20 protein-coding genes are annotated in these 22461 nt (G+C 43.9%); 16 read left to right on the top strand and 4 right to left on the bottom strand.

Going from position 1 to position 22461, the window contains the following annotated elements; translation table 11 throughout:
* Positions 1-99: 99 nt before the first annotated feature.
* On the top strand, positions 100-1815 hold the full coding sequence (locus MHH26_RS15555) for an ABC transporter ATP-binding protein (protein WP_106043109.1): 1716 nt from the start codon (positions 100-102) through the stop codon (positions 1813-1815).
* Positions 1816-2091: 276 nt separating this feature from the next.
* A complete protein-coding gene (locus MHH26_RS15550; RefSeq protein WP_066031605.1) occupies positions 2092-3090 on the top strand; it encodes a S66 family peptidase in 999 nt (332 codons plus the stop codon).
* 29 nt (positions 3091-3119) lie between these two features.
* Here the strand turns inward: MHH26_RS15550 and MHH26_RS15545 are convergent, their stop codons facing one another.
* The 3 genes from MHH26_RS15545 to cls all read right to left on the bottom strand — a co-directional run bounded on the left by MHH26_RS15545 (position 3120) and on the right by cls (position 5619).
* Entirely contained in the window at positions 3120-3374 is a 255-nt protein-coding gene (locus MHH26_RS15545) for a general stress protein (protein WP_095285673.1), read from the bottom strand.
* A gap of 73 nt (positions 3375-3447) precedes the next feature.
* A complete protein-coding gene (uvsE, locus tag MHH26_RS15540) occupies positions 3448-4410 on the bottom strand; it encodes a UV DNA damage repair endonuclease UvsE (RefSeq protein WP_340973989.1) in 963 nt (320 codons plus the stop codon).
* A gap of 12 nt (positions 4411-4422) precedes the next feature.
* Positions 4423-5619 (bottom strand): cardiolipin synthase, encoded by a 1197-nt coding sequence (gene cls, locus MHH26_RS15535; protein ID WP_340973987.1) that lies wholly within the window; start codon positions 5617-5619, stop codon positions 4423-4425.
* Between the two features lie 143 nt (positions 5620-5762).
* On the opposite strand from cls, the gene MHH26_RS15530 reads away from it, so the two are divergent.
* From MHH26_RS15530 to pyrG, 8 genes are all read left to right on the top strand, one after another.
* On the top strand, positions 5763-7874 hold the full coding sequence (locus MHH26_RS15530; RefSeq protein ID WP_066031609.1) for a heterodisulfide reductase-related iron-sulfur binding cluster: 2112 nt from the start codon (positions 5763-5765) through the stop codon (positions 7872-7874).
* Positions 7875-7976: 102 nt separating this feature from the next.
* Positions 7977-9152: an acetyl-CoA C-acetyltransferase gene (locus MHH26_RS15525; protein ID WP_066031610.1), complete on the top strand. Its 1176-nt coding sequence runs from the start codon at positions 7977-7979 to the stop codon at positions 9150-9152.
* 19 nt (positions 9153-9171) lie between these two features.
* Positions 9172-10035 (top strand): 3-hydroxybutyryl-CoA dehydrogenase, encoded by an 864-nt coding sequence (locus MHH26_RS15520; protein ID WP_340973985.1) that lies wholly within the window; start codon positions 9172-9174, stop codon positions 10033-10035.
* 11 nt (positions 10036-10046) lie between these two features.
* A complete protein-coding gene (locus tag MHH26_RS15515) occupies positions 10047-11159 on the top strand; it encodes an acyl-CoA dehydrogenase family protein (RefSeq protein ID WP_106038969.1) in 1113 nt (370 codons plus the stop codon).
* A gap of 16 nt (positions 11160-11175) precedes the next feature.
* Positions 11176-12318, top strand: a complete 1143-nt coding sequence (locus tag MHH26_RS15510) for an acyl-CoA dehydrogenase (protein ID WP_340973983.1) — start codon at positions 11176-11178, stop codon at positions 12316-12318.
* 145 nt (positions 12319-12463) lie between these two features.
* Positions 12464-12661 (top strand): hypothetical protein, encoded by a 198-nt coding sequence (locus MHH26_RS15505; protein ID WP_034660309.1) that lies wholly within the window; start codon positions 12464-12466, stop codon positions 12659-12661.
* A gap of 237 nt (positions 12662-12898) precedes the next feature.
* Entirely contained in the window at positions 12899-13441 is a 543-nt protein-coding gene (gene rpoE / locus MHH26_RS15500; protein ID WP_034660308.1) for a DNA-directed RNA polymerase subunit delta, read from the top strand.
* Between the two features lie 238 nt (positions 13442-13679).
* The gene (gene pyrG, locus MHH26_RS15495) at positions 13680-15287 is read left to right on the top strand and encodes a glutamine hydrolyzing CTP synthase (protein ID WP_003215143.1); all 1608 of its coding nucleotides are present in this window, start codon (positions 13680-13682) and stop codon (positions 15285-15287) included.
* Between the two features lie 40 nt (positions 15288-15327).
* On the opposite strand, the gene MHH26_RS15490 is transcribed toward pyrG, so the two are convergent.
* Positions 15328-15858, bottom strand: a complete 531-nt coding sequence (locus MHH26_RS15490; protein WP_340973981.1) for a DUF2529 domain-containing protein — start codon at positions 15856-15858, stop codon at positions 15328-15330.
* Between the two features lie 180 nt (positions 15859-16038).
* Here MHH26_RS15490 and MHH26_RS15485 point away from each other — a divergent pair, with 180 nt between their 5' ends.
* From MHH26_RS15485 to rho, 6 genes are all read left to right on the top strand, one after another.
* The gene (locus tag MHH26_RS15485; RefSeq protein ID WP_003214681.1) at positions 16039-16413 is read left to right on the top strand and encodes a response regulator; all 375 of its coding nucleotides are present in this window, start codon (positions 16039-16041) and stop codon (positions 16411-16413) included.
* Between the two features lie 178 nt (positions 16414-16591).
* Positions 16592-17449, top strand: coding sequence for a class II fructose-bisphosphate aldolase (locus tag MHH26_RS15480; RefSeq protein WP_034660304.1), 858 nt, complete (start codon positions 16592-16594; stop codon positions 17447-17449).
* A 112-nt stretch (positions 17450-17561) separates the two neighbouring features.
* Positions 17562-18200, top strand: a complete 639-nt coding sequence (gene fsa / locus MHH26_RS15475; protein WP_034660303.1) for a fructose-6-phosphate aldolase — start codon at positions 17562-17564, stop codon at positions 18198-18200.
* Positions 18201-18447: 247 nt separating this feature from the next.
* Entirely contained in the window at positions 18448-19737 is a 1290-nt protein-coding gene (locus MHH26_RS15470; RefSeq protein ID WP_034660302.1) for a UDP-N-acetylglucosamine 1-carboxyvinyltransferase, read from the top strand.
* A 32-nt stretch (positions 19738-19769) separates the two neighbouring features.
* Complete coding sequence (gene glpX / locus MHH26_RS15465; RefSeq protein WP_012011567.1) at positions 19770-20735, top strand: class II fructose-bisphosphatase; 966 nt, start codon at positions 19770-19772, stop codon at positions 20733-20735.
* Positions 20736-21098: 363 nt separating this feature from the next.
* A complete protein-coding gene (rho, locus tag MHH26_RS15460) occupies positions 21099-22382 on the top strand; it encodes a transcription termination factor Rho (protein WP_003215202.1) in 1284 nt (427 codons plus the stop codon).
* The last annotated feature ends 79 nt before the right edge of the window (positions 22383-22461 follow it).

The following is a 22461-nucleotide window of genomic DNA, read 5'->3' as shown; positions in this document are numbered from 1 at the left end:
CAAGTCAAAGAAATCATTTCCTGATCTAGTATTTTGAAGAGGATTCCTCTATAATTGAAAATGATTATCAATTATAGAGGAAATGAGGTTCTTTTACATATGCTAAAACGCTTTTTCGCCTATTACAGGCCCTATCGAGGTCTGTTCTTTTTAGATTTCTTTTGCGCTGTCGCCGTTGGATTGATGGAACTGGGTTTCCCGCTTATCGTGAACTACTTCATTGATACATTATTGCCAACAGGAAACTGGTCGGTCATTGGCTGGACCGCACTTGCGCTGTTTGTCATTTATGCACTCAGCTCGGTTATGCAATTTATTGTATCGTACTGGGGGCATATGCTTGGAATTAATATTGAAACAGATATGAGGAAGAAGCTGTTTGATCACTTTCAGCGCCTATCCTTTAAATTCTTCGATAACAACAAAACGGGTAAGCTCATGTCACGGATGACAAACGACCTCATGTACATTGGAGAAGTGGCGCATCACGGACCTGAAGATTTGTTTATAGCGATTATGACGATTCTTGGCGCCTTTGCTGTCATGCTGATGATTAACTGGCAGCTTGCTATTTTAACCTTCCTGATCATGCCTGTCATCATCTGGCTAGCCCTTCATTTTAATAAGAAAATGACGCATGCGATTACACAGCTTAACAATGACATTGGAGACTTTCATGCAAGGGTTGAAAACAATATCGGGGGCATTCGACTTGTTCAAGCCTTTGCCAATGAACATTTCGAGAAAAAGCGTTTTGCTGAAAACAACAACCGTTTTCGGAAAGCGAAGCTTCTTTCCTATAAAATTATGTCGGTCAATGGATCAATCAGCTATATTCTGACACGTCTTGTGACACTGTTTGTCCTTCTCGCAGGTACATGGTTTGTCCTGCAAGGCCAATTAACAGCAGGTGGCTTTATCGCGTTTGTTCTGATTACAAATGTTTTATTTAGACCGATTGATAAAATCAACACGGTCATTGAAATGTATCCAAAAGGCATTGCGGGCTTTAAAAGCTATGTCGATTTACTAGAAACAGAGCCGGATGTGAAGGATACAGAGGGAGCACGTGATGTATACGGACTGAAAGGTGAAATTGAATATCGAAACGTGACATTTGGCTACGATGAACACAGCCATGTGCTAAAGGATATCGATTTAAAGATCAAACAAGGAGAAACGGTTGCGTTTGTCGGGCCTTCAGGAGCGGGGAAATCAACCATTTGCAGTCTACTGCCTCGTTTTTATGATGTGGATGAAGGGGAGATCACGATTGATGGTGTAAGCACAAAGTCTATGACATTGTCTTCTTTAAGGCAGCAGATCGGTATTGTGCAGCAGGATGTCTTTTTATTCTCGGGCACCATTCGTGAAAACATTGCGTACGGCAACCTAGAAGCCAGTGATGCAGAGATTTGGGAGGCTGTAAGAAGTGCGCATTTAGAGGAACTCGTTCAGCGTTTCCCAGAAGGGTTAAATACCGTGATAGGGGAGCGCGGCGTCAAACTGTCAGGTGGTCAAAAGCAGCGTCTGTCGATTGCGCGGATGTTCCTGAAAAACCCGTCCATTCTCATTCTAGATGAAGCCACATCAGCACTTGATACAGAAACAGAAAAAGCCATACAGGATGCACTGAGCGAACTAGCTGTCGGACGGACAACACTCGTCATTGCCCACCGCCTTGCGACAATTAAACACGCCGACCGTATCATCGTCGTGACAGAGGAAGGCATTCAAGAACAAGGCCGCCACCAAGACTTAATCCAAATGGGCGGCGTATACAGCAGACTGCACGAAGCGCAGTTTGGTCATTAAGAATAAAGAGAAAGCCCTTTTGATAAAGGGCTTTCAGCGTGTAGACAAACCCTCGCATTCGTTGTCAGTCCTGCGCTCTGGTGCTCACGAATGTTCAATTCGCTCCGCTCCAGTGCTCGTCCTTCCTAGACTGCAAAGGTTTCCTATCACGCTGAAAAAAGATAAAGGACTAAAATAAAGATCATTATAGCCCTTTGTCAAAAATCTGAAAGCCCTTTTGATAAAGGGCTTTTTTTGTTAGGATAGAAAAAACTCGTGTAGGAAGGATCTGATGGAATGAAGGGGCTTCGGCGATTACAAAAGGGAGATAAGATCGGTATTTTTTCACCTTCAAGTCCTGCATCAGCGACCTCGCCTCTTAGGTATCAGCGGGCGAAGAAGTGGCTTGAGCAAAAAGGATTCATTGTGGTACCAGGATCATTAACAGGGAAAGAGGATCACTACCGTTCAGGTACAATTCAAGAACGAGCCGATGAGCTGAATGAGCTAATGGCTAGAGAGGACTTGGCGTGTGTCATGTCAATGATTGGCGGGACAAATTCAAATAGTTTGCTGCCTTATCTTGATTTTGAGCTGCTGAATCAACATCCGAAAATCATGATCGGTTATTCAGATGCGACAGCGATTCTTTTAGCAGCCTACGAAAAAACGGGACTGCCTGTATTCTACGGACCGGCGCTTGTCCCATCTTTTGGAGAGTTTGAACCGTTCGTCGCTTATACATATCAGTCGTTCGAAGACATCCTGATGCAGCCTCAAACCATTCCTTATCAGGTCAAAAAACCACCTTTTTGGACGGATGAACGAATCAATTGGGAAGAAAAGACGCGTGATAAAAAGCAGCGTCCAAACGATTGGCTGTGCGTCATAGAGGGACAGGCAGAAGGTAGATTGATCGGCGGGAATCTGAATGCCATGTACGGCATATGGGGAAGTGAGTTCATGCCAGCCATTCAAAACGGAGACGTCCTCCTTATTGAAGATTGCATGAAAACCGCTTCGGTTGTAGAAAAAAACTTCTCTTTATTGAAAGTAAATGGAGTGTTTGAGCGGGTATCAGGTATTCTTTTGGGAAAACATGAGCTGTTTGATGATGAGGGAACGGGAAAAGAACCTTACGAGATTTTACTTGAGGTGCTTGGAGAGACAAAGAGACCGCTCATCGCAGATTTTGACTGTGCCCATACACACCCGATGCTTACGATGCCAATCGGGGCACAAGTGAAAATGGATGCAGCTTCAAAACAAGTTTGGTTGACAAAAGAGTGGATATAACAAAAGAGCGGCCTGAGGGCTGCTCTTTTTTATGAAACCTGCTCTTTTTCAAATGGCTGCAAGAGATCTTGCGCTTTTTTTCCCTCTACGACAATTAAGTAGTCAGACTCTAAATGAGTGAGCCTGAAGGTTTCAAGCTCTACGATGTTCTTGATGTTGCACATTGTTTTTTTAGAATACACATATAGACGATGTTGAGCCTGGTGGCATTTTTGATAAAGAGAAATAAGCTTATGTAAATTCAATGCTTTCGCAGCGATTTGGATTGAATAGATTTGAGACATCTTCATATCCTCCTGTTAATAACTTTCTCACAATAGCTTTGTTACCCTTGTTTGCATAGGGATAAACCTTTCTCTATGATTTCCACTCAAAGGTTCCTCCGCCCGTTCGCTTATTGCCTCTTATCGCAGACAGCTCTTCGACAAGTCGGAGCAGTGCCTGATCCTTTAACTTCGCCTCAATCATAAAATCTACATCACGCCCATACGGTTTTAATGCATGAAAAAGCGGTAAGACAAAGGACATATCTACACCATCTGCATGACTGCGTATGGCTTTTTCTGATTTAGGTGAGGATAAATGGATTTTAGGCGGAATGCCAGTGCTCGTCCAAGTGTCGAACATTCTTGGCAGAATGTCTTCAAGCGCGGCATCGTCATCTTTATTGGCCACGTGATGATGGTAATCAAAAACAAATGGAATACCGTGCTTTTCACATACACCAAGGGTTTCTAACGACGTATACGTTTTGTCATCATTCTCAAGCGTCATTCTCGCCTTGATATGCGCTGGAAGCTTTTTGATATTGTCATCAAAACGTTGAAGCGCCGATTCTTTATCACCGTACGCACCGCCCACATGAATGTTCATATAGCCTTCCTTTTCGAGCTTCATCGCCTCAAGCATTTGATAATGGTACGTCATATCGATCACGGCATTTTTTGTGATTGAAGGCTTTGGGCTAGTAAACAAGGTAAATTGATTAGGGTGAAAGCTCACACGGAGCCCATGCCGTTTCACCAACTCGCCAATTTCATGAAACTCCTTTTGAAAAGGTGTCACAAAGTCCCAGCGCACATCGGGATGGGTCGCGAGCGGGACGATCGAACTTGAAAAACGGTAAAGCGGGATATCATGGGCAATGGCGAAATAGAGCGTTCTTAATGTATTCACGAGATTGGCTTTCGTTGTTCGCAATAAAGCCTCTTCTCTCTCTTCCTTTGAGAGCTTACTGTATCTTGCAAAGGTCAGCGACTTGGCAGGAGAAGCTTCCCACAAGGTGACGGCATTGGATACATAACCAAATCGATAACGCATAGGTCATCTCCTTTATAAAAAGTACGAGAACATGGCGCCAACCCATTCCAGCGGACGTGACAAAAGCGGACGCTGGGTCAATTTCTCCTCTGTCATAAGCTCAGACACTTCCATGTGCTCCCGAATTTTTTCCTCTACGTGTGCAGTAAAGTCGGCATCATCAATGGCGACGTCTACTTCCTCATTTAGAAACAAGCTGCGTTTATCAAAATTTGCCGTGCTAATCATACAGCGTCTCTGGTCAATTAGAATGGCTTTCGCATGATAAAATCCTTTATAAAAACGATACACAAGGCAGCCAGAGGCAATGAGGTCCTTCAAATAATGAAATCCAGCCTCTTTGACAAGTGGATGATCCGCTTTCATTGGGATGATGATTTCAACCGTGACACCTCGCTCTCGTGCATCAAGCAGTGCACTCAGAAGAGGGGCAGATGGAATAAAGTAAGGCGTACAGATGATGATCTGCTTTCTCGCCTGCTGAATATCTTTGAGAAACAAAGCTTCTAAAGAAAAACCAGCAGTCGCGCGTGTTGTGCATTGTAGCGTTCCCGGTTCCAAAGCAGGAAAAACCTCATATTGCAGCTGATGAATGCCAGATGACCGGTATAAATCATTCAAAAACACATGCTGGAGATCTGCGACAACTTGCCCTGTCATGCGCAAATGATAATCTTTCCAAATGCCAAACTGGCCATTTTTTCCAACATATTCATCGCCAATATTAAACCCGCCAATATAGCCAATCTTTCCATCAATCACCGTAATTTTACGATGATTTCTCATGTTTAACCGATAAATCAAAAAAGGGAAACGAGGCTTATTTAAAAAGTAAAATTGGATGCCGCTTTTTTCTAGCATATCAATGGACTTTTGATCAAACGGATAGGACCCTAGTCGATCGGTCAGCAAAAAGACTGAAACCCCTTGTTCCGCTTTGGCTTTCAGTGCTTGAAAGACCCTTTGGCCAATCTTGTCGTTCTTTACAATAAAGAACATCATATGAATAGAAGAAGAGGCCTGTTGAATATCCACGAGCAGCTGATCAAAAAATGGTTCGCCATCATGATAAAAAGCTGCATCACCGCTTGTTTTGTCAAAAGACCGTTCAAAAGCGCGGGTAGAAAAATATTTCTTTCCCATATAAAGGTCTACCATCACGAGAAAAACGATGGCAATGAGTACGAGTAGGATGATCAATGCGATCATGAAGCTTCCTCCTTTTTTGCATATTTCAATAGTGTACCCAAACGTGTAAAAAATATTGACTGAATGCTCATTCATTATTTATGATAGAGGTACAACATAGAAACGGAACAAAGTGGTTTTTGGGGAATGAAAGGGGGAGCAAGATGAATAGCCTTTTAATAATGAACTTGATCGCATTTGCGGCGGTGACCGCTTACGCTGTGTATTTGTTTATTTATCTCATTCGAACACGAGCGGCGTATATTCGTCTTGGTAAAAAAGAAGAATTTCAACAAGACATGAAGAAACGCTTAGAGCGTGTTTGGGTCAATGTGTTTGGGCAAAAGAAGCTGTTAAAGGACAAGAAGAGCGGCATCATTCATGTGCTGTTTTTCTACGGGTTTATCCTTGTACAGTTCGGAGCCCTTGATTTTATTATGAAGGGACTCGTTCCGGGCAGCGGACTCCCTTTAGGTCCGCTTTACGGCTTCTTTACCTTTTTCCAAGAGGTGGTCACACTTCTCATTTTAGTAGCCGTTGTTTGGGCATTCCATAGAAGGTATGTGGAGAAGCTTGTCCGTTTAAAACGAGGCTTTAAATCAGGTCTAGTGCTTTTATTTATTGGCGGCTTGATGCTGACAGTCTTACTGGGGAACGGGATGAACATCATTTGGCATGGACACTCTCTATCACCAACTGAGCCAATCGCCTCCAGTATTGCTTTCTTGCTGGGCGGAATTTCACCTCTTGCAGCAACGGTCGTTTTTTATGTCGCATGGTGGGTGCATCTCCTTATTTTGCTGACATTCTTAGTATATGTCCCGCAGTCAAAGCACGCTCACCTCATTGCAGGACCGGTGAATGTATTTGCCAGCAGATTAGACCCGCCAGGCAAGCTGCAAAAAATTGATTTTGAAGATGAGACACAAGAGACCTTCGGTGTGGGAAAAATTGAAGACTTCCGTCAGTCACAGCTGATCGACCTTTACGCCTGTGTGGAATGCGGGCGCTGCACAAATATGTGCCCGGCAACAGGAACAGGGAAGATGCTGTCTCCAATGGATTTGATTTTAAGGTTAAGAGACCATTTAACAAATAAAGGGGCCGCCATTACATCGAAGACACCATGGGTCCCGCAGCTTGCCTTCAGGCAGACAACAGGAAATCAGCTGGCGCTGCAGGCGAGAGGAGCAGGTGCAGAGGAATCGGCGGCCAGCTCAATGTATCATCCTTCTCTCATTGGTGAGGTCATTACAGAAGAAGAAATTTGGGCATGTACGACGTGCCGAAACTGTGAAGACCAATGCCCTGTCATGAATGAACACGTCGACAAGATTATTGATATGCGCAGATATCTTGTGCTGACCGAAGGGAAAATGGATGCAGATGCACAGCGTGCCATGACAAGCATTGAGCGCCAAGGGAACCCGTGGGGATTGAACCGGAAAGAAAGAGAAAATTGGCGTGAACTGAGAGAAGATGTGCATGTGCCGACAGTAAAAGAGCTGAAAAAAGCAGATCAAACCTTCGATTATTTATTCTGGGTTGGTTCAATGGGGGCATATGACAATCGAAGCCAAAAAATTGCGCTTGCCTTTGCAAAGCTCCTCAACGAAGCAGGGGTCTCCTTTGCCATCCTAGGCAATAAAGAGAAAAACTCAGGCGATACACCAAGAAGACTTGGAAACGAATTTTTATTCCAAGAGCTTGCTGCAAAAAATATTGAAGAATTCCAGAAAAACGGGGTCACAAAGATCGTCACGATTGATCCGCACGCCTACAATTTATTTAAAAATGAGTATCCAGACTTCGGACTTGAGGCAGAAGTGTACCATCATACAGAATTACTGGCAGAGCTAGTGAAAGAAGGGAAAATAACGCCTGTACATGAAGTGAACGAAGTGATTACCTTCCACGACTCTTGCTACCTAGGCAGATATAACGAAGTGTATGATCCGCCGAGAGACATTTTAAAAGCCATCCCTGGTGTGACGCTGAGAGAAATGGAGCGTCATCGTGAAACCGGTATGTGCTGCGGTGCAGGCGGGGGCTTAATGTGGATGGAAGAAGAGACAGGTACCCGGATTAACACTGCCCGAACGGAGCAGGCGTTACAGGTGCAGCCGTCCATCATCAGCTCAGGCTGCCCTTATTGCCTCACCATGCTGGGAGATGGCACGAAGGCGAAGGAAGTAGAGGAGCAGGTAGGCACATTTGATGTCGCAGAACTTCTTGAAAAATCAGTGTTTGGTGAGGCTGGAAAGCAGGTTTCGTAAACAAAACAGGCCGATGAATAGGATATTCATCGGCTTATACATGGCGCTGTACATCAGCTGCCTAGATAATATGTAAGCGGTAACAAACGGGAGGGGACATACATGAGTAAGACGGTCATTGTATCTGGAGCAAGAACACCATTTGGAAAACTAGGCGGTGCTTTCAGTGGGTTGACTGCCGCAGAACTAGGCGGAATAGCGATCAAAGCTGCACTGGAAAGAGTGCCGAGTTCGCATCTTGTGGATGAGGTCATCATGGGAAGTGTTTTGCAGGGAGGACAAGGTCAGATTCCTTCAAGGCAAGCAGCAAGATATGCTGACCTTCCATGGTCCGTTCCGACGCAAACTATCAATAAAGTCTGTGCATCAGGAATGCGCAGTGTGAGCACAGCAGATCAAATCATTCGAGCTGGAGATGCTGAGGTCATCGTAGCGGGCGGTATGGAATCCATGTCACACGCCCCTTATTTGCTAAAAAAAGCGCGATGGGGCTACAAAATGGGAGATGGTGCGGTACAAGATGCGATGATTTTAGATGGATTAACCTGTTCATTTACAGGCGTTCATATGGGTGAGTATGGGAGCATGGCTGCAAAGGAGCTTGGTATCACGCGGGAAGAGCAAGACCTTTGGGCACTAAGAAGTCATGAACGGGCCATCGAAGCGCAGAAAAACGGCTTTTTTCAACAGGAAATCACCCCAGTCACCGTCAAGACGAAAACGGGAGAGCGGCTGATCACAGAAGATGAATCCCCGCGGCGTGATACGTCATATGAACGACTGTCAAAGCTCATGCCTGTTTTTGATCAAACGGGTACCATTACCGCTGGAAATGCACCAGGTGTCAATGATGGAGCAAGTGCGCTTCTTTTAATGAAAGACACATATGCGGAGCAGCATGACGTAAAGCCAATGGCAGTCGTGCTTGGGCATACGCAGGTAGCCGTAGAGGCAAAGGATTTTCCGAAAACACCAGCCTTTGCCATCGAGAAGATTTTACAGAAAACAGGCAAGCGTCTAGAGGATATCGATCTCTTTGAAATCAATGAGGCCTTCTCAGCTGTGGCGCTGGCATGTGAAAAAATAACCGGGCTGGACCGGCGGAAAATGAATATCAACGGTGGTGCAGTTGCGCTTGGTCATCCAATTGGGGCAAGCGGAACACGTATCATATTGACTTTGATTCATGCATTGAGACAAAGAGGCGGAGGCATTGGTATCGCGGCGATTTGCAGTGGAGGCGGTCAAGGAGATGCCATCATGATAAAGGTAGATTAAAAGGGAGGCGTTCATCGTCATGAGTACAGAAGAGACCGTCATGGTCGTTGGAGCAGGTCAAATGGGATCAGGCATTGCCCAAGTTTTTGCTCAGTCTGGCTACACAGTCCTGCTGCATGATGCATCTGAAAAGCAGATCCATCGAGCCATTTCCTCCATGACCAAACAACTGACGAAACGAGCAGAAAAAGGAAAGCTGGCCCATCAGGCAGTCCGAGATATTACGCAGCGGCTTGCCGTTTCCACAGATTTAAAGGACGTAAAGCAGGCTCATTTAGTGATTGAAGCTGCATCTGAACAAATGAGTGTGAAGAAACAAATCTTTGAAACACTTGATCAATTTGCAAAGGCGAAGACGATATTTGCAACAAACACATCTTCCTTGTCAATCACAGAATTAGCAGCTGTTACGGGGAGACCGGAGCAAGTGATTGGCATGCATTTTATGAATCCGGTGCCTGTCATGAAACTGGTTGAGGTCATTCGAGCGCTGCAAACGAGTGACGACACATATCAAATCGTTTATGAAACAGCAAAGACATTAAACAAAACCCCAATTGAAGTGGAAGACTTCCCAGGGTTTGTATCTAATCGCATATTGATGCCAATGATCAATGAAGCCATTTACACCCTTTATGAAGGCGTGGCAGATGCAGAGAGCATTGACGGTGTCATGACGCTTGGAATGAATCACCCAATGGGTCCGCTTCGTCTCGCTGATTTCATCGGACTAGATACATGTTTATTTATTATGAATACCCTTCATGAAGGACTTGGGGATAGCAAATACCGACCTTGTCCTCTTTTGAAAAAATACGTAAATGCAGGCTGGCTGGGCAAAAAGACAATGAGAGGTTTTTACACATACCACGACCACTCATAGGGGGAGTCAAGATGGATGTTTTGCTTACGGATCAACAGCGTCTCTGGAGAGAACAGGCAGCAGAATTTGCAAGACAGCGTGTATTCCCTGAAGTGGAAGCCATGGAACAAGGTCAGTTCCCAAGAACACTTTTAGCTGAAATGGGACGCCAAGGCTTTCTAGGAATTCCAATACCAGCTTCGTATCAAGGCTTAGGAGCAGATTTTACAACTTATATCATTGCGATTCATGAATTATCCAAAGTGAGTGCGACTATCGGTGTCATTGTGTCCGTTCATACATCTGTTGTGACGATGCCTATTTTGGCTTTTGGAACGAATGAGCAAAAAAAATCCTATGTTCCGCTGCTTGCATCCGGGCAGAAACTGGGGGCATTTTGCCTGACTGAACCCAAGGCTGGCTCAGATGCCTCCAGTATTCAGTTAAGAGCGGAGCGGGCAGGCGACCACTATGTGTTAAATGGTACGAAAATGTTTATTACAAGCGGCGGGGAAGCAGAACTGTATCTTGTCTTTGCAGTGACAGACCCTGCCTCTGCGAAAAAAAATATATCGGCGTTCATTGTCGAAAAAGATACACCAGGATTTACGATCGGAAAAGATGAGAAAAAGATGGGACTGCACGGGTCAAAAACAGTAACGCTTCATTTTGATGGTGTGCGGATTCCAAAGCAGCAGCTGCTCGGTGCAGAAGGAGAGGGCTTTCACATAGCCATGTCTAGTTTAAATGCGGGGAGAATCGGTATCTCGGCTCAAAGCCTTGGTATAGCAGAAGCCGCATTAGCGGAGGCAGTGACGTATTTAAAGCAGCACCCAGCAGGTCTAGAAACGACTATTCGTCTGGGTGATTTGGCGGCGAAGCTTGAAGCAGCCAAGCTGCTGGTCTATCAAGCGGCTTCTTATAAAGAGGCGAATCGTCCGGTCACAAAGGAAGCATCAATGGCAAAGCTATTTGCGTCAAAAACGGCAGTTGAGATCAGTACAGAAGTGATCCATTTGCTCGGCATGGATGGTTATACGAATCGCTATCAAACAGAACGTTACTTTCGTGATGCGAAAGTTTGTGAAATCTACGAAGGAACAAGTGAAATTCAAAGGCTGGTCATTTGTAAACAGCTAATATGAAACGAGGTGGCTCATGATGCAATTTCAATTAAGTGATGAACATGAAATGATCCGAAAAATGGTGAGAGATTTTGCGAAAAATGAAGTAGAGCCAACAGCAGCAGAGCGGGACGAGACTGAAACGTATGATCCAGCTATTTTTCGCCAGATGGCGGAGCTCGGTTTAACGGGTATCCCTTGGCCGGAAGAGGTCGGCGGGATCGGCAGTGACTATTTAGCCTACGTCATCGCAGTTGAGGAGCTTTCAAGAGTGTGCGCCTCTACAGGTGTCACCCTCTCCGCTCACACCTCTCTCGCCTCGTGGCCCATCTATACTTTCGGAACAGGTGAACAAAAGGAGACCTATTTAAAGCCGCTTGCAGAAGGACAGAAGGTAGGGGCATATGCACTCACTGAGAGCGGTTCAGGTTCAGATGCCGGTGGAATGAAGACAACGGTAGTAAAGGCAGGCAGTGAATACGTCCTGAACGGTGCGAAAATCTTTATTACAAATGGCGGCATTGCGGATTATTATATTGTGTTTGCCGTGACAGACCAAGAAGCTGCATCTCGAAATACAACCGCCTTTATTGTAGAAAAAGAGACCCCCGGGTTCTCGGTTGGCAAAAAGGAAAGCAAACTGGGCATCCGCTCATCGCCAACGACTGAAATTCGATTTGAAGATTGCCGGATTCATGAAAGGAACCGGCTCGGACAAGAAGGAGAAGGATTCAAAATAGCCATGATGACGCTCGATGGCGGTAGAAACGGTATTGCTGCTCAGGCTGTTGGGATTGCACAAGGCGCTCTTGATGCGGCGGTCCATTATGCGAAGGAGCGCAAGCAATTTGGCAAACCAATCATACAGCAGCAAGGGATCGCTTTTAAGCTGGCAGATATGGCAACTGCAATTGAAGCCTCCAGGCTGCTTACTTATCAGGCAGCATGGCTTGAAACGAAAGGGCTTCCGTATGGAAAGGAATCAGCTATGTCAAAGCTCTTTGCTGGAGATACAGCCATGAAAGTAACAACAGAAGCCGTTCAAATCTTCGGCGGCTACGGTTATACAAAGGATTACCCAGTCGAACGATACATGCGTGATGCGAAAATCACTCAAATTTATGAAGGCACACAAGAAATCCAGCGCCTAGTCATCTCGCGCAAACTGCTAGATATGTAGAAACCAAGCAAAGACCACCTGACGTGAGGTGGTCTGTTTTGGTGCGATAATCAGTTCTTAAATGTGAAATCATTTCCAATATTGTCCCATGCCACCTTATCAATATGATAAAATGTGCAAAAGTATCAATATGGAGGTTATCATAATGAACACAACATTTATGGGTATTTTAGGATTGGTCACGATGATCATATGGATTATGGTCTCCACAGAGCTTTCAAAGTCTCCAAAAAAGAAGGAAGAAAAAGAAAACAGCCGCAGAAAACTATTTGTCCTCATGCCTGCGGGAATGGTATGTACGATTGCTATCGTTATCTTATTCATTCAGAGAATCCAGTTTTAAAATAGAGATGAACAAACTAAAAGACAAAAAGCATACCGTACACAAAAGCCAGACCAATTTCACGCAGATGGTGCGCCCCATGAGAAAAAATCAAAAATTAACATGATTAAAGGTGGCATAAACTCCTCTAATTTGTTTATAATGAGAGGTATGGTTTGTCGTAAAAATAAGGGATAAACACTTATTATTTCACTGATAAATGGATACATACATGTAATAGAAAGGGAGTGTCTGACCTTGAGTTTGAAAGAATACTCACAGGAGCAGCTCAAGCACATGTCTTTAGTTGAACTTGCATATGAAATTTTCAGAGACAGCAAAACACCGATTACGTTTTCCGAGTTAATAGATGAAATGGTCCGTTTACAAGGGATACAAAAATCTGATCTTGATGATCGACTTGCTCAATTTTATACAGACTTAAATATAGATGGCCGCTTTATTTCGTTAGGTGATCAGAGATGGGGACTTCGCAGCTGGTATCCAGTTGATCAAATCGAAGAAGAAGTTCAGCCAGCTGTGAAAACAAAAGCGAAAAAGAAAAAAACAAAAGCAGCTGTCGTTGAAGAAGACTTCGATGAAATTGAAGAGGAAGAAGAAATCGAAGAGCTTGAAGAAGATCTTGATCTTGTTGAAGACGACGATGATCTCGATCTAGACGATGATGAGGAAATTGACGAAGATATAGAAGACTTCGACGAAGACGATGACGACGAAGATGATGACGGCTTAACAGAAATTGACGAAGACGATTTAGACGATAATAAGGAAGAAAAATAACCCTCACAAACCGGTCCTCAAAACAGGACAAAACCGTCTTGACTTTCGAGAGCGAACTATGTAGTATGTATTTTGGGCTCTCTAAAAAGAGTACGTAAAGATACGTTCATTTACGCTCCCTTTCATTTATTTGAAAGGGAGCTTTCTTATTTTTCAAGAGATTTAGGGATACACTCTAAAAAGGATGAAGCTGTGCATGTCTAGTCATGCAAGGGTAAAAAAGAGAGGAGCATACGAAATGACAAAGTATATTTTTGTAACAGGAGGAGTTGTTTCCTCACTTGGAAAAGGGATCACGGCTGCATCGTTAGGCCGCCTTCTGAAAAATAGAGGGATGGATGTTACCATTCAAAAATTCGATCCATATATCAACGTAGACCCAGGGACCATGAGTCCATATCAGCACGGTGAGGTCTTCGTCACAGATGACGGTGCTGAAACAGACCTTGACTTAGGTCACTACGAGCGCTTCATTGATATTAACTTAAATAAGTACAGCAACGTCACAACGGGTAAAATCTACTCTACTGTTCTGAAGAAAGAGCGCCGAGGCGACTATTTAGGCGGAACCGTACAGGTTATTCCCCATATTACAAATGAAATCAAAGATCGCGTGTACCGTGCCGGAAAAGAAACAGGTGCAGATGTGGTCATTACAGAAATCGGCGGAACAGTAGGAGACATCGAATCCCTTCCTTTCCTTGAAGCGATTCGTCAAATGAAGAGTGACATTGGCCGTGAAAACGTGATGTACATTCATTGTACCCTTGTTCCTTACATCCGAGCAGCAGGTGAACTGAAAACAAAACCAACACAGCATAGTGTAAAAGAACTTCGCAGCCTTGGTATCCAGCCAAACGTTATTGTGGTCAGAACTGAAATGCCAATGACCCAAGACATGAAGGACAAAATTGCGTTATTCTGTGATATTGATACAAAAGCTGTTATCGAATGTCAGGATGCAGACACGCTGTACTCTATTCCGCTTGATTTACAAAAACAAGGACTAGACAAGCTTGTATGTGAACATATGAAACTTGACTGCCAAGATGCAGACATGACGGAGTGGACAGCGCTAGTCGATAAAGTACAAAATCTCTCAAAACAAGTCACAATTGGTCTAGTAGGAAAATATGTTGAACTGCAAGATGCATACATTTCTGTCGTTGAGTCACTTCGCCATGCTGGTTATGCATTTGATGCAGACGTACAAATCAAATGGATCAATGCAGAAGAAGTGACAGCAGAAAATATGGCTGATTTCGCGCAAGATGTAGACGGCATCATCGTTCCTGGAGGCTTCGGAGACCGCGGAGTGGAAGGGAAAATCATTGCTACACAATATGCCCGTGAAAACAAAGTGCCATTCTTCGGAATCTGCTTAGGAATGCAAGTTGCGTCGATCGAATATGCGAGAAACGTACTAGGCCTTGAGGGAGCTCATTCAGCGGAAATTGATCCTGAAACAGCATTCCCAATCATTGACCTTCTCCCAGAACAGAAGGATGTAGATGATCTAGGCGGAACACTTCGTCTTGGTCTGTATCCATGTAAATTAAATGAAGACTCAAAAGCATTTGCTGCATACAATGACGAAGTGGTCTACGAACGCCACCGTCATCGCTATGAGTTTAATAATGAATTCAGACAGCAAATGGAAGCCGCAGGCTTTGTCTTCTCTGGTACAAGCCCAGACGGACGTCTTGTTGAAATTATCGAATTGAAGGATCATCCTTGGTTCCTTGCTTCTCAGTTCCACCCAGAATTCGTCTCAAGACCGACAAGACCACAGCCATTATTTAGAGATTTCGTTGGTGCTTCACTGCAAGCATCTGAATCAAAATAAATCAAAAACTGCCGAGAATATGATCTTCTCGGCAGTTTTTTTATTCATATTCCTCAACGATTTCTTTCACAGTAAACGATAGAGCGTGGTAGACGTATAAGCATGTCATTAAAGCAGGATAACCGAACCTTGATCCGTCATCAGCGGGCACAAGCGGTTTCTTGAGCAGAAAATCAATGTGGACATCACAATGCTCTTCAATCATGGACGGCTCCTTTTGTGCTGGACCGACACCAACAATGGGCGTACCTTGAGCGTGCAGCTCTTTTACAAGAGATTGAATCTCCTCGTCTTCTGGGTCTGAATAAAATAGCAGCACCCTGTCACTTGGATGAAGCAAGCTGAGCTCCGTTTGATCAAGCGGCAGTACTTTCGCACCTGGAAATGGCTCCTTGCTTTCAGTTGCCTCTAGGGCTACAGCAGCCAGTTCATTCTTTCCGTGAAAATAAACAGCATGTCCACTGACAACGGCTTGTGCAAGAAGGCGTGCACCATCCTCGATCGCTTCAGCCTGCTTTTCTCCAATACGTGAAAAAATACCTGATAACTGGGTCGTGAAAATTTTTAACAAGACTGATTTCCTCCTTCGGTCAGATCATTTTATAATAGAATATAAAGAGAATATTAGGAAAAATGCTCAGGAAATGTCGTAAAGTAAACTATTATAAATAAAGGAAATGTGAAAATCAAACAGAATTATTTAACAACAGCTCTTTTTATGGCGAAAAATGAAAGCAATGGGGTGTAACAGATGAATGAGAAAATTTTAATTGTCGATGATCAATACGGTATTAGAATATTATTGAATGAAGTGTTTCATAAAGAAGGCTATCAAACCTTCCAAGCAGCCAATGGACTTCAGGCGTTAGATATTGTGAAAAATCATAGACCAAACCTTGTCCTGCTTGATATGAAGATTCCCGGAATGGATGGTATTGAAATTTTAAAACGCATGAAATTAATTGATGAAGACATCCGTGTCATCATTATGACAGCCTATGGCGAATTAGACATGATCCAAGAATCAAAAGAACTCGGTGCATTGACGCACTTTGCGAAACCATTTGATATTGATGAAATCCGAGATGCTGTTAAAGAATACTTGCCGCTCGAAACAAATGGTTAGATGGAAATGATTGAATCGAGTCATTCTGTTGCCGATTTGTCGAATAATTGGTATCCTAGATAAGAAGAAGAAAGCGATCTGACTTTGAAAGTTTACATATGGCGAGAAATTCTGGTCATGCTAGGGTGGAGAGCTTTTTTTAGTAAGCAAATTAGCTACATAGGGAGGATTTTTCATCATGCCTTTAGTTTCAATGACAGAAATGTTGAAAGACGCAAAGGAAAAAGGTTACGCTGTTGGACAGTTTAACTTAAATAATTTAGAATTCACGCAAGCGATTTTACAAGCTGCTGAAGAAGAGAAATCTCCAGTTATCTTAGGAGTATCTGAAGGGGCAGGACGCTACATGGGCGGCTTCAAAACAGTTGTCGCAATGGTAAAAGCGTTAATCGAAGAATATAATGTAACAGTTCCTGTTGCGATTCATTTAGATCACGGTTCAAGCTTTGAATCTTGTGCAAAAGCCATTCATGCAGGATTTACTTCTGTCATGATCGACGCTTCTCACCACCCATTCGATGAGAACGTAGCAACAACTGCGAAAGTAGTTGAGCTTGCACATTTCCACGGTGTATCTGTAGAAGCTGAGCTTGGGACTGTTGGCGGACAAGAAGACGACGTCATCGCTGAGGGCGTTATTTATGCTGATCCAAAAGAATGCCAAGAGCTTGTAGAACGCACTGGCATTGACTGCCTTGCACCTGCACTAGGTTCAGTTCATGGTCCATACAAAGGTGAACCAAACCTTGGTTTCGCTGAAATGGAAGAAATCGGTAAAATGACAGGCCTTCCACTTGTTCTTCACGGCGGAACAGGTATCCCAACTGCTGACATCAAGCGTTCAATTTCACTTGGTACAGCAAAAATCAATGTAAACACTGAAAACCAAATTGCTTCTGCGAAAGCAGTACGCGAAACACTTGCTGCAAAAACAGAAGAGTATGATCCACGTAAATATCTTGGACCAGCTCGTGACGCAATTAAAGCGACTGTTATCGGCAAAATGCGCGAATTTGGTTCTTCTAACCAAGCATAATTTGATGAGAACCGAAAGCCGCCTGAGTCACAGGCGGTTTTCTCCATATCTTGAGAAAGCGCAATCAAAATTTACATTTCAGACAATTTATTGATAGGAGAGTGGCACGGTTATGTTATTTTTCGTAGATACAGCGAATATCGCAGACATCAAAGAGGCGCACGAGCTTGGCATTTTAGCAGGCGTCACAACAAACCCTAGTTTAGTAGCGAAAGAAAAGGACGTATCATTCCACGACCGTCTTCGCGAAATCACTGACGTCGTATCAGGTTCTGTCAGTGCAGAAGTGATTTCCCTTAAAGCAGAGGAAATGATTGAAGAAGGAAAAGAGCTTGCTGCCATCGCACCAAATATCACGGTCAAAGTACCGATGACAACAGATGGCCTTAAAGCTGTCAAAGCGTTAACAGACCTTGGTATTAAAACAAACGTCACTTTGATTTTTAGTGCAAACCAGGCATTGCTTGCAGCTAGAGCTGGTGCAACGTATGTCTCTCCATTCCTCGGCCGCTTAGATGACATTGGCCAAAATGGTCTCGATCTCATCAGCGAAGTGAAAACCATTTTTGATGTTCACGGATTAGATACACAAATCATTGCTGCATCCATTCGTCACCCGCAGCACGTGACAGAAGCTGCGCTTAGAGGTGCTCATATCGGCACAATGCCGCTGAAAGTCATCAAGCAGCTGACAAAACACCCGTTAACGGATGCAGGCATTGAGCAATTTTTAGCAGACTGGAATAAATAAGTGATTGTGGCAGACGGGATTGTCTCCCGTTTGCCGCAGTTTTCCTTAAAAACGCTAAGAAATGTTTTGTGCAAAGAAGAGAACATCACAGCCTCGCAAAGCTTCGATTATTTTTCTTCCGACAAATTTCGTTTAACCTGTATTCTTTCTCTTGATATTGGCTAAATTTTGGACAAGACCTTTTAAAGCGCGACATCCACAAACAGTATAACTCCAACAGTGATCTTCTTTAAGAAGGGAGACAAATATGGAAAAGTTAAACATTGCCGGCGGTGACCCTTTGCGCGGGACCGTACATATTAGTGGTGCGAAAAATAGTGCAGTGGCACTGATTCCTGCCACGATTCTCGCTGATTCTCCAGTAACCATTGAGGGCCTTCCGCATATTTCAGATATTGACACATTACGAGATCTGTTAGAAGAGATTGGCGGAAAGGTTACGTTTGAAAAAGGTGAAATGATCGTCAATCCTTCTTCCATGATCAGTATGCCGCTTCCTAATGGAAAGGTGAAGAAACTGCGTGCATCCTATTATTTAATGGGAGCCATGCTCGGCAGGTTCAAGCAGGCTGTCATCGGACTGCCAGGAGGATGTCACTTAGGACCTAGGCCGATCGATCAGCATATCAAAGGCTTTGAAGCACTTGGTGCCGAGGTGACAAACGAGCAGGGTGCGATTTATTTGCGCGCTGAAAAATTAGTCGGAGCTCGTATTTACCTTGATGTTGTCAGTGTAGGTGCGACCATCAATATCATGCTGGCAGCCGTACTGGCTGAAGGAAAAACGGTGATTGAAAATGCCGCAAAAGAACCCGAAATTATTGATGTAGCGACACTGCTTGCAAGCATGGGAGCCAAAATCAAAGGTGCGGGTACTGATGTGATTCGAATCGAAGGTGTAGAATCTCTTCATGGCTGTAAGCATTCCATCATCCCTGACCGCATAGAAGCAGGCACATTTTTAATTGCTGGTGCTGCGATGGGAGATGAAGTTGTTCTTGATAATGTGATCCCAACTCATTTAGAATCAATTACGGCGAAACTTAGAGAAATGGGGTTCACCATTGAAACGAGCAACGATCAGATGCTGATCGTTGGCAGAAACGAAGGACTCAAGCCTGTCGATATCAAAACCCTTGTGTATCCGGGCTTTCCGACTGACCTTCAGCAGCCGATGACGGCGCTGTTAACAAAGGCGAAAGGCACGAGTGTGGTCACAGATACGATCTACTCAGCCCGCTTTAAGCACATTGACGAATTGCGTCGAATGGGTGCAAACATGAAGGTCGAAGGTAGATCTGCCATTATAACTGGGCAAACGCAGCTTCAAGGAGCAAAGGTCAAAGCAAGTGACCTTCGTGCAGGTGCTTGTCTCGTCGTTGCAGGGTTAATGGCAGACGGTGTGACCGAAATCACAGGGCTTGAACATATAGACAGAGGATATAGTTTGCTTGAGAAGAAGCTTGAAGGCTTGGGTGCAACCATCTGGCGTGAAAAGCTGAATGACCAAGAAATAGAAGAACTTCAAAATTCGTAAGGCTTTGACTGTGAGAGGAGATTTGGACAAAAATGGAAAGAAGTTTATCGATGGAACTAGTACGGGTGACAGAAGCAGCCGCATTAAAATCTGCCCGTTGGATGGGAAGAGGATTAAAAGACGAAGCAGATGATGCTGCAACAAGTGCAATGCGTGATGTATTTGATACCATTCCGATGAAAGGAACAGTGGTCATTGGCGAGGGAGAAATGGACGAAGCACCAATGCTTTATATTGGGGAAAAGCTTGGGAACGGATACGGACCCCGCGTGGATGTTGCTGTTGATCCATTAGAAGGAACAAATATTGTGGCAAGCGGCGGCTGGAATGCCTTAGCTGTTATTGCGGTTGCAGATCATGGCAACCTGCTGAATGCACCTGATATGTACATGGATAAGATCGCAGTAGGTCCAGAAGCGGTAGGCTGCATCGACATCGAAGCGCCTGTCATTGATAATCTTCGCGCTGTGGCAAAAGCAAAAAACAAAGATATTGAAGATGTCGTTGCAACGATTTTAAACAGAGATCGACATGAGAAAATTATTGCTGAACTGAGAGAAGCAGGAGCAAGAATTAAACTGATCGATGATGGTGACGTTGCAGGAGCTATTAATACAGCATTTGATCACACAGGTGTTGATATTCTATTTGGTTCAGGCGGAGCGCCAGAAGGTGTTCTTTCTGCTGTTGCGTTAAAGGCACTTGGTGGTGAAATCCACGGAAAGCTTCTTCCTCAAAGTGAAGAAGAACTGAGACGCTGTGAGAAAATGGGGCTGGATGTTGGAAAAGTCCTAAGAATGGAAGACCTCGTGAAGGGCGACGACGCCATTTTTGCAGCGACTGGTGTAACAGACGGCGAGCTATTAAAAGGTGTTCAATTCAAAGGCTCTGTTGGAACAACACATAGTGTTGTTATGCGTGCGAAATCGGGTACAGTTCGTTTCGTAGACGGCAGACACAGCTTAAAGAAAAAACCGAATCTTGTCATTCGTCCGTAATCTGAAAGCGGGTATTCATTACCCGCTTTTCATATAGGTGTCAAATGTATATCATTTTCTTTTTAAAGTTGAATATTCTCTGCAAATGAGGTAAAACTAAAGAGTGCTGCGAAATTTTCTGCGAATTTACTTCTTTTAAGCTTCAACAAGTTTAAAACTGCCGCATCATGACGATATACTCATTATCCTTCTCTATGTTGACAAAGCTCAATTTCACATTGTTCCTATCTTTTACGATAAAACGAGTGGGAGCGTTACCATGAGAGCGAGGTCATTCCAACAAAACGGAATTAAAAGCTAATCAAATACAATGGTCATGCATTTGTAATGAAATACATTGACTAGAAAAGTGTGGTGTCCATATTGAAAGATGTTTCGATTTCATCTTTGGAAAATATGAAATTAAAAGAGCTGTATGAGTTAGCAAAAAAATACAAAATCTCTTATTACAGCAAACTAACAAAAAAAGAATTAATTTTTGCCATCTTAAAGGCGAACGCTGAGCAAGAGGATCTCTTATTTATGGAAGGGGTTCTTGAAATTATTCAGTCTGAGGGATTTGGTTTCTTAAGACCAATTAACTACTCTCCAAGTTCTGAAGACATTTATATTTCAGCTTCACAAATCAGACGCTTTGATTTGCGAAACGGAGATAAGGTGTCTGGAAAGGTACGACCTCCAAAAGAGAATGAACGCTACTATGGCCTCCTTCATGTAGAAGCAGTAAATGGGGACGACCCAGAATCAGCTAAGGAACGTGTTCACTTTCCTGCACTCACGCCGCTATTCCCTGATCGTCAAATGATTCTTGAAACACAGCCTAATCACCTGTCTACTAGAATTATGGATATGATGGCGCCAGTTGGATTTGGGCAGCGTGGTTTAATTGTTGCACCGCCTAAGGCTGGGAAAACCATATTGCTCAAAGAAATTGCCAACAGCATTTCTGAAAATCACCCAGAGTCAGAGCTGATTGTCCTTTTGATTGACGAACGCCCGGAGGAAGTAACAGATATCGAACGTTCTGTTGCAGGGGATGTTGTTAGTTCAACCTTTGACGAAGTACCGGAAAACCACATTAAAGTAGCAGAGCTTGTATTAGAGCGTGCCATGCGTCTTGTTGAACATAAGAAAGATGTCATCATCTTAATGGACAGCATCACAAGGCTTGCTCGTGCATACAACCTTGTCATCCCGCCAAGCGGCCGAACGCTTTCCGGCGGTATTGATCCAGCGGCTTTCCACCGTCCAAAACGCTTCTTTGGTGCTGCGCGTAACATTGAAGAAGGCGGAAGCTTGACGATTTTAGCCACTGCGCTTGTGGATACGGGTTCACGTATGGATGATGTGATTTATGAGGAGTTTAAAGGAACGGGGAACATGGAGCTCCATTTGGACCGCTCTCTTGCAGAAAGAAGAATTTTCCCAGCGATCGACATTCGTCGTTCTGGTACGAGAAAAGAAGAACTGCTTGTACCAAAAGAGCATCTTGACCGTCTATGGGCGATGAGAAAATCGATGTCAGATACACCTGACTTTGCTGAGAAGTTCATGCGCAAAATGAGAAAAACAAAGACAAACCAAGAATTTTTCGATATTTTAACGCAAGAATGGAAACAAGCGAACATGTCTGCATCAAGAAGATAGCTTGTTGAAAAAATACATTTGCAATCATAGACTCACACTGTTATAATTTCATCATGTGCGTTTCAGAATTTATTCTGAG

This window comes from Bacillus sp. FSL K6-2839 (assembly GCF_038003365.1).
Lineage (GTDB): Bacteria > Bacillota > Bacilli > Bacillales > Bacillaceae > Bacillus.
The sequence above is the reverse complement of the archived record's forward strand: the minus strand, read 5'-3'. Positions and strand labels throughout refer to the sequence as shown.

What these genes read in the sequence shown, in the direction of transcription:
- MHH26_RS15555 (WP_106043109.1), top strand. Translation starts at nt 100, where the DNA reads ATGCTAAAACGCTTTTTCGCCTATTACAGGCCCTATCGAGGTCTGTTC.
- MHH26_RS15550 (WP_066031605.1), top strand. Translation starts at nt 2,092, where the DNA reads ATGAAGGGGCTTCGGCGATTACAAAAGGGAGATAAGATCGGTATTTTT.
- MHH26_RS15545 (WP_095285673.1), bottom strand. Translation starts at nt 3,374, where the DNA reads ATGTCTCAAATCTATTCAATCCAAATCGCTGCGAAAGCATTGAATTTA.
- uvsE (WP_340973989.1), bottom strand. Translation starts at nt 4,410, where the DNA reads ATGCGTTATCGATTTGGTTATGTATCCAATGCCGTCACCTTGTGGGAA.
- cls (WP_340973987.1), bottom strand. Translation starts at nt 5,619, where the DNA reads ATGATCGCATTGATCATCCTACTCGTACTCATTGCCATCGTTTTTCTC.
- MHH26_RS15530 (WP_066031609.1), top strand. Translation starts at nt 5,763, where the DNA reads ATGAATAGCCTTTTAATAATGAACTTGATCGCATTTGCGGCGGTGACC.
- MHH26_RS15525 (WP_066031610.1), top strand. Translation starts at nt 7,977, where the DNA reads ATGAGTAAGACGGTCATTGTATCTGGAGCAAGAACACCATTTGGAAAA.
- MHH26_RS15520 (WP_340973985.1), top strand. Translation starts at nt 9,172, where the DNA reads ATGAGTACAGAAGAGACCGTCATGGTCGTTGGAGCAGGTCAAATGGGA.
- MHH26_RS15515 (WP_106038969.1), top strand. Translation starts at nt 10,047, where the DNA reads ATGGATGTTTTGCTTACGGATCAACAGCGTCTCTGGAGAGAACAGGCA.
- MHH26_RS15510 (WP_340973983.1), top strand. Translation starts at nt 11,176, where the DNA reads ATGCAATTTCAATTAAGTGATGAACATGAAATGATCCGAAAAATGGTG.
- MHH26_RS15505 (WP_034660309.1), top strand. Translation starts at nt 12,464, where the DNA reads ATGAACACAACATTTATGGGTATTTTAGGATTGGTCACGATGATCATA.
- pyrG (WP_003215143.1), top strand. Translation starts at nt 13,680, where the DNA reads ATGACAAAGTATATTTTTGTAACAGGAGGAGTTGTTTCCTCACTTGGA.
- MHH26_RS15485 (WP_003214681.1), top strand. Translation starts at nt 16,039, where the DNA reads ATGAATGAGAAAATTTTAATTGTCGATGATCAATACGGTATTAGAATA.
- MHH26_RS15480 (WP_034660304.1), top strand. Translation starts at nt 16,592, where the DNA reads ATGCCTTTAGTTTCAATGACAGAAATGTTGAAAGACGCAAAGGAAAAA.
- fsa (WP_034660303.1), top strand. Translation starts at nt 17,562, where the DNA reads ATGTTATTTTTCGTAGATACAGCGAATATCGCAGACATCAAAGAGGCG.
- MHH26_RS15470 (WP_034660302.1), top strand. Translation starts at nt 18,448, where the DNA reads ATGGAAAAGTTAAACATTGCCGGCGGTGACCCTTTGCGCGGGACCGTA.
- glpX (WP_012011567.1), top strand. Translation starts at nt 19,770, where the DNA reads ATGGAAAGAAGTTTATCGATGGAACTAGTACGGGTGACAGAAGCAGCC.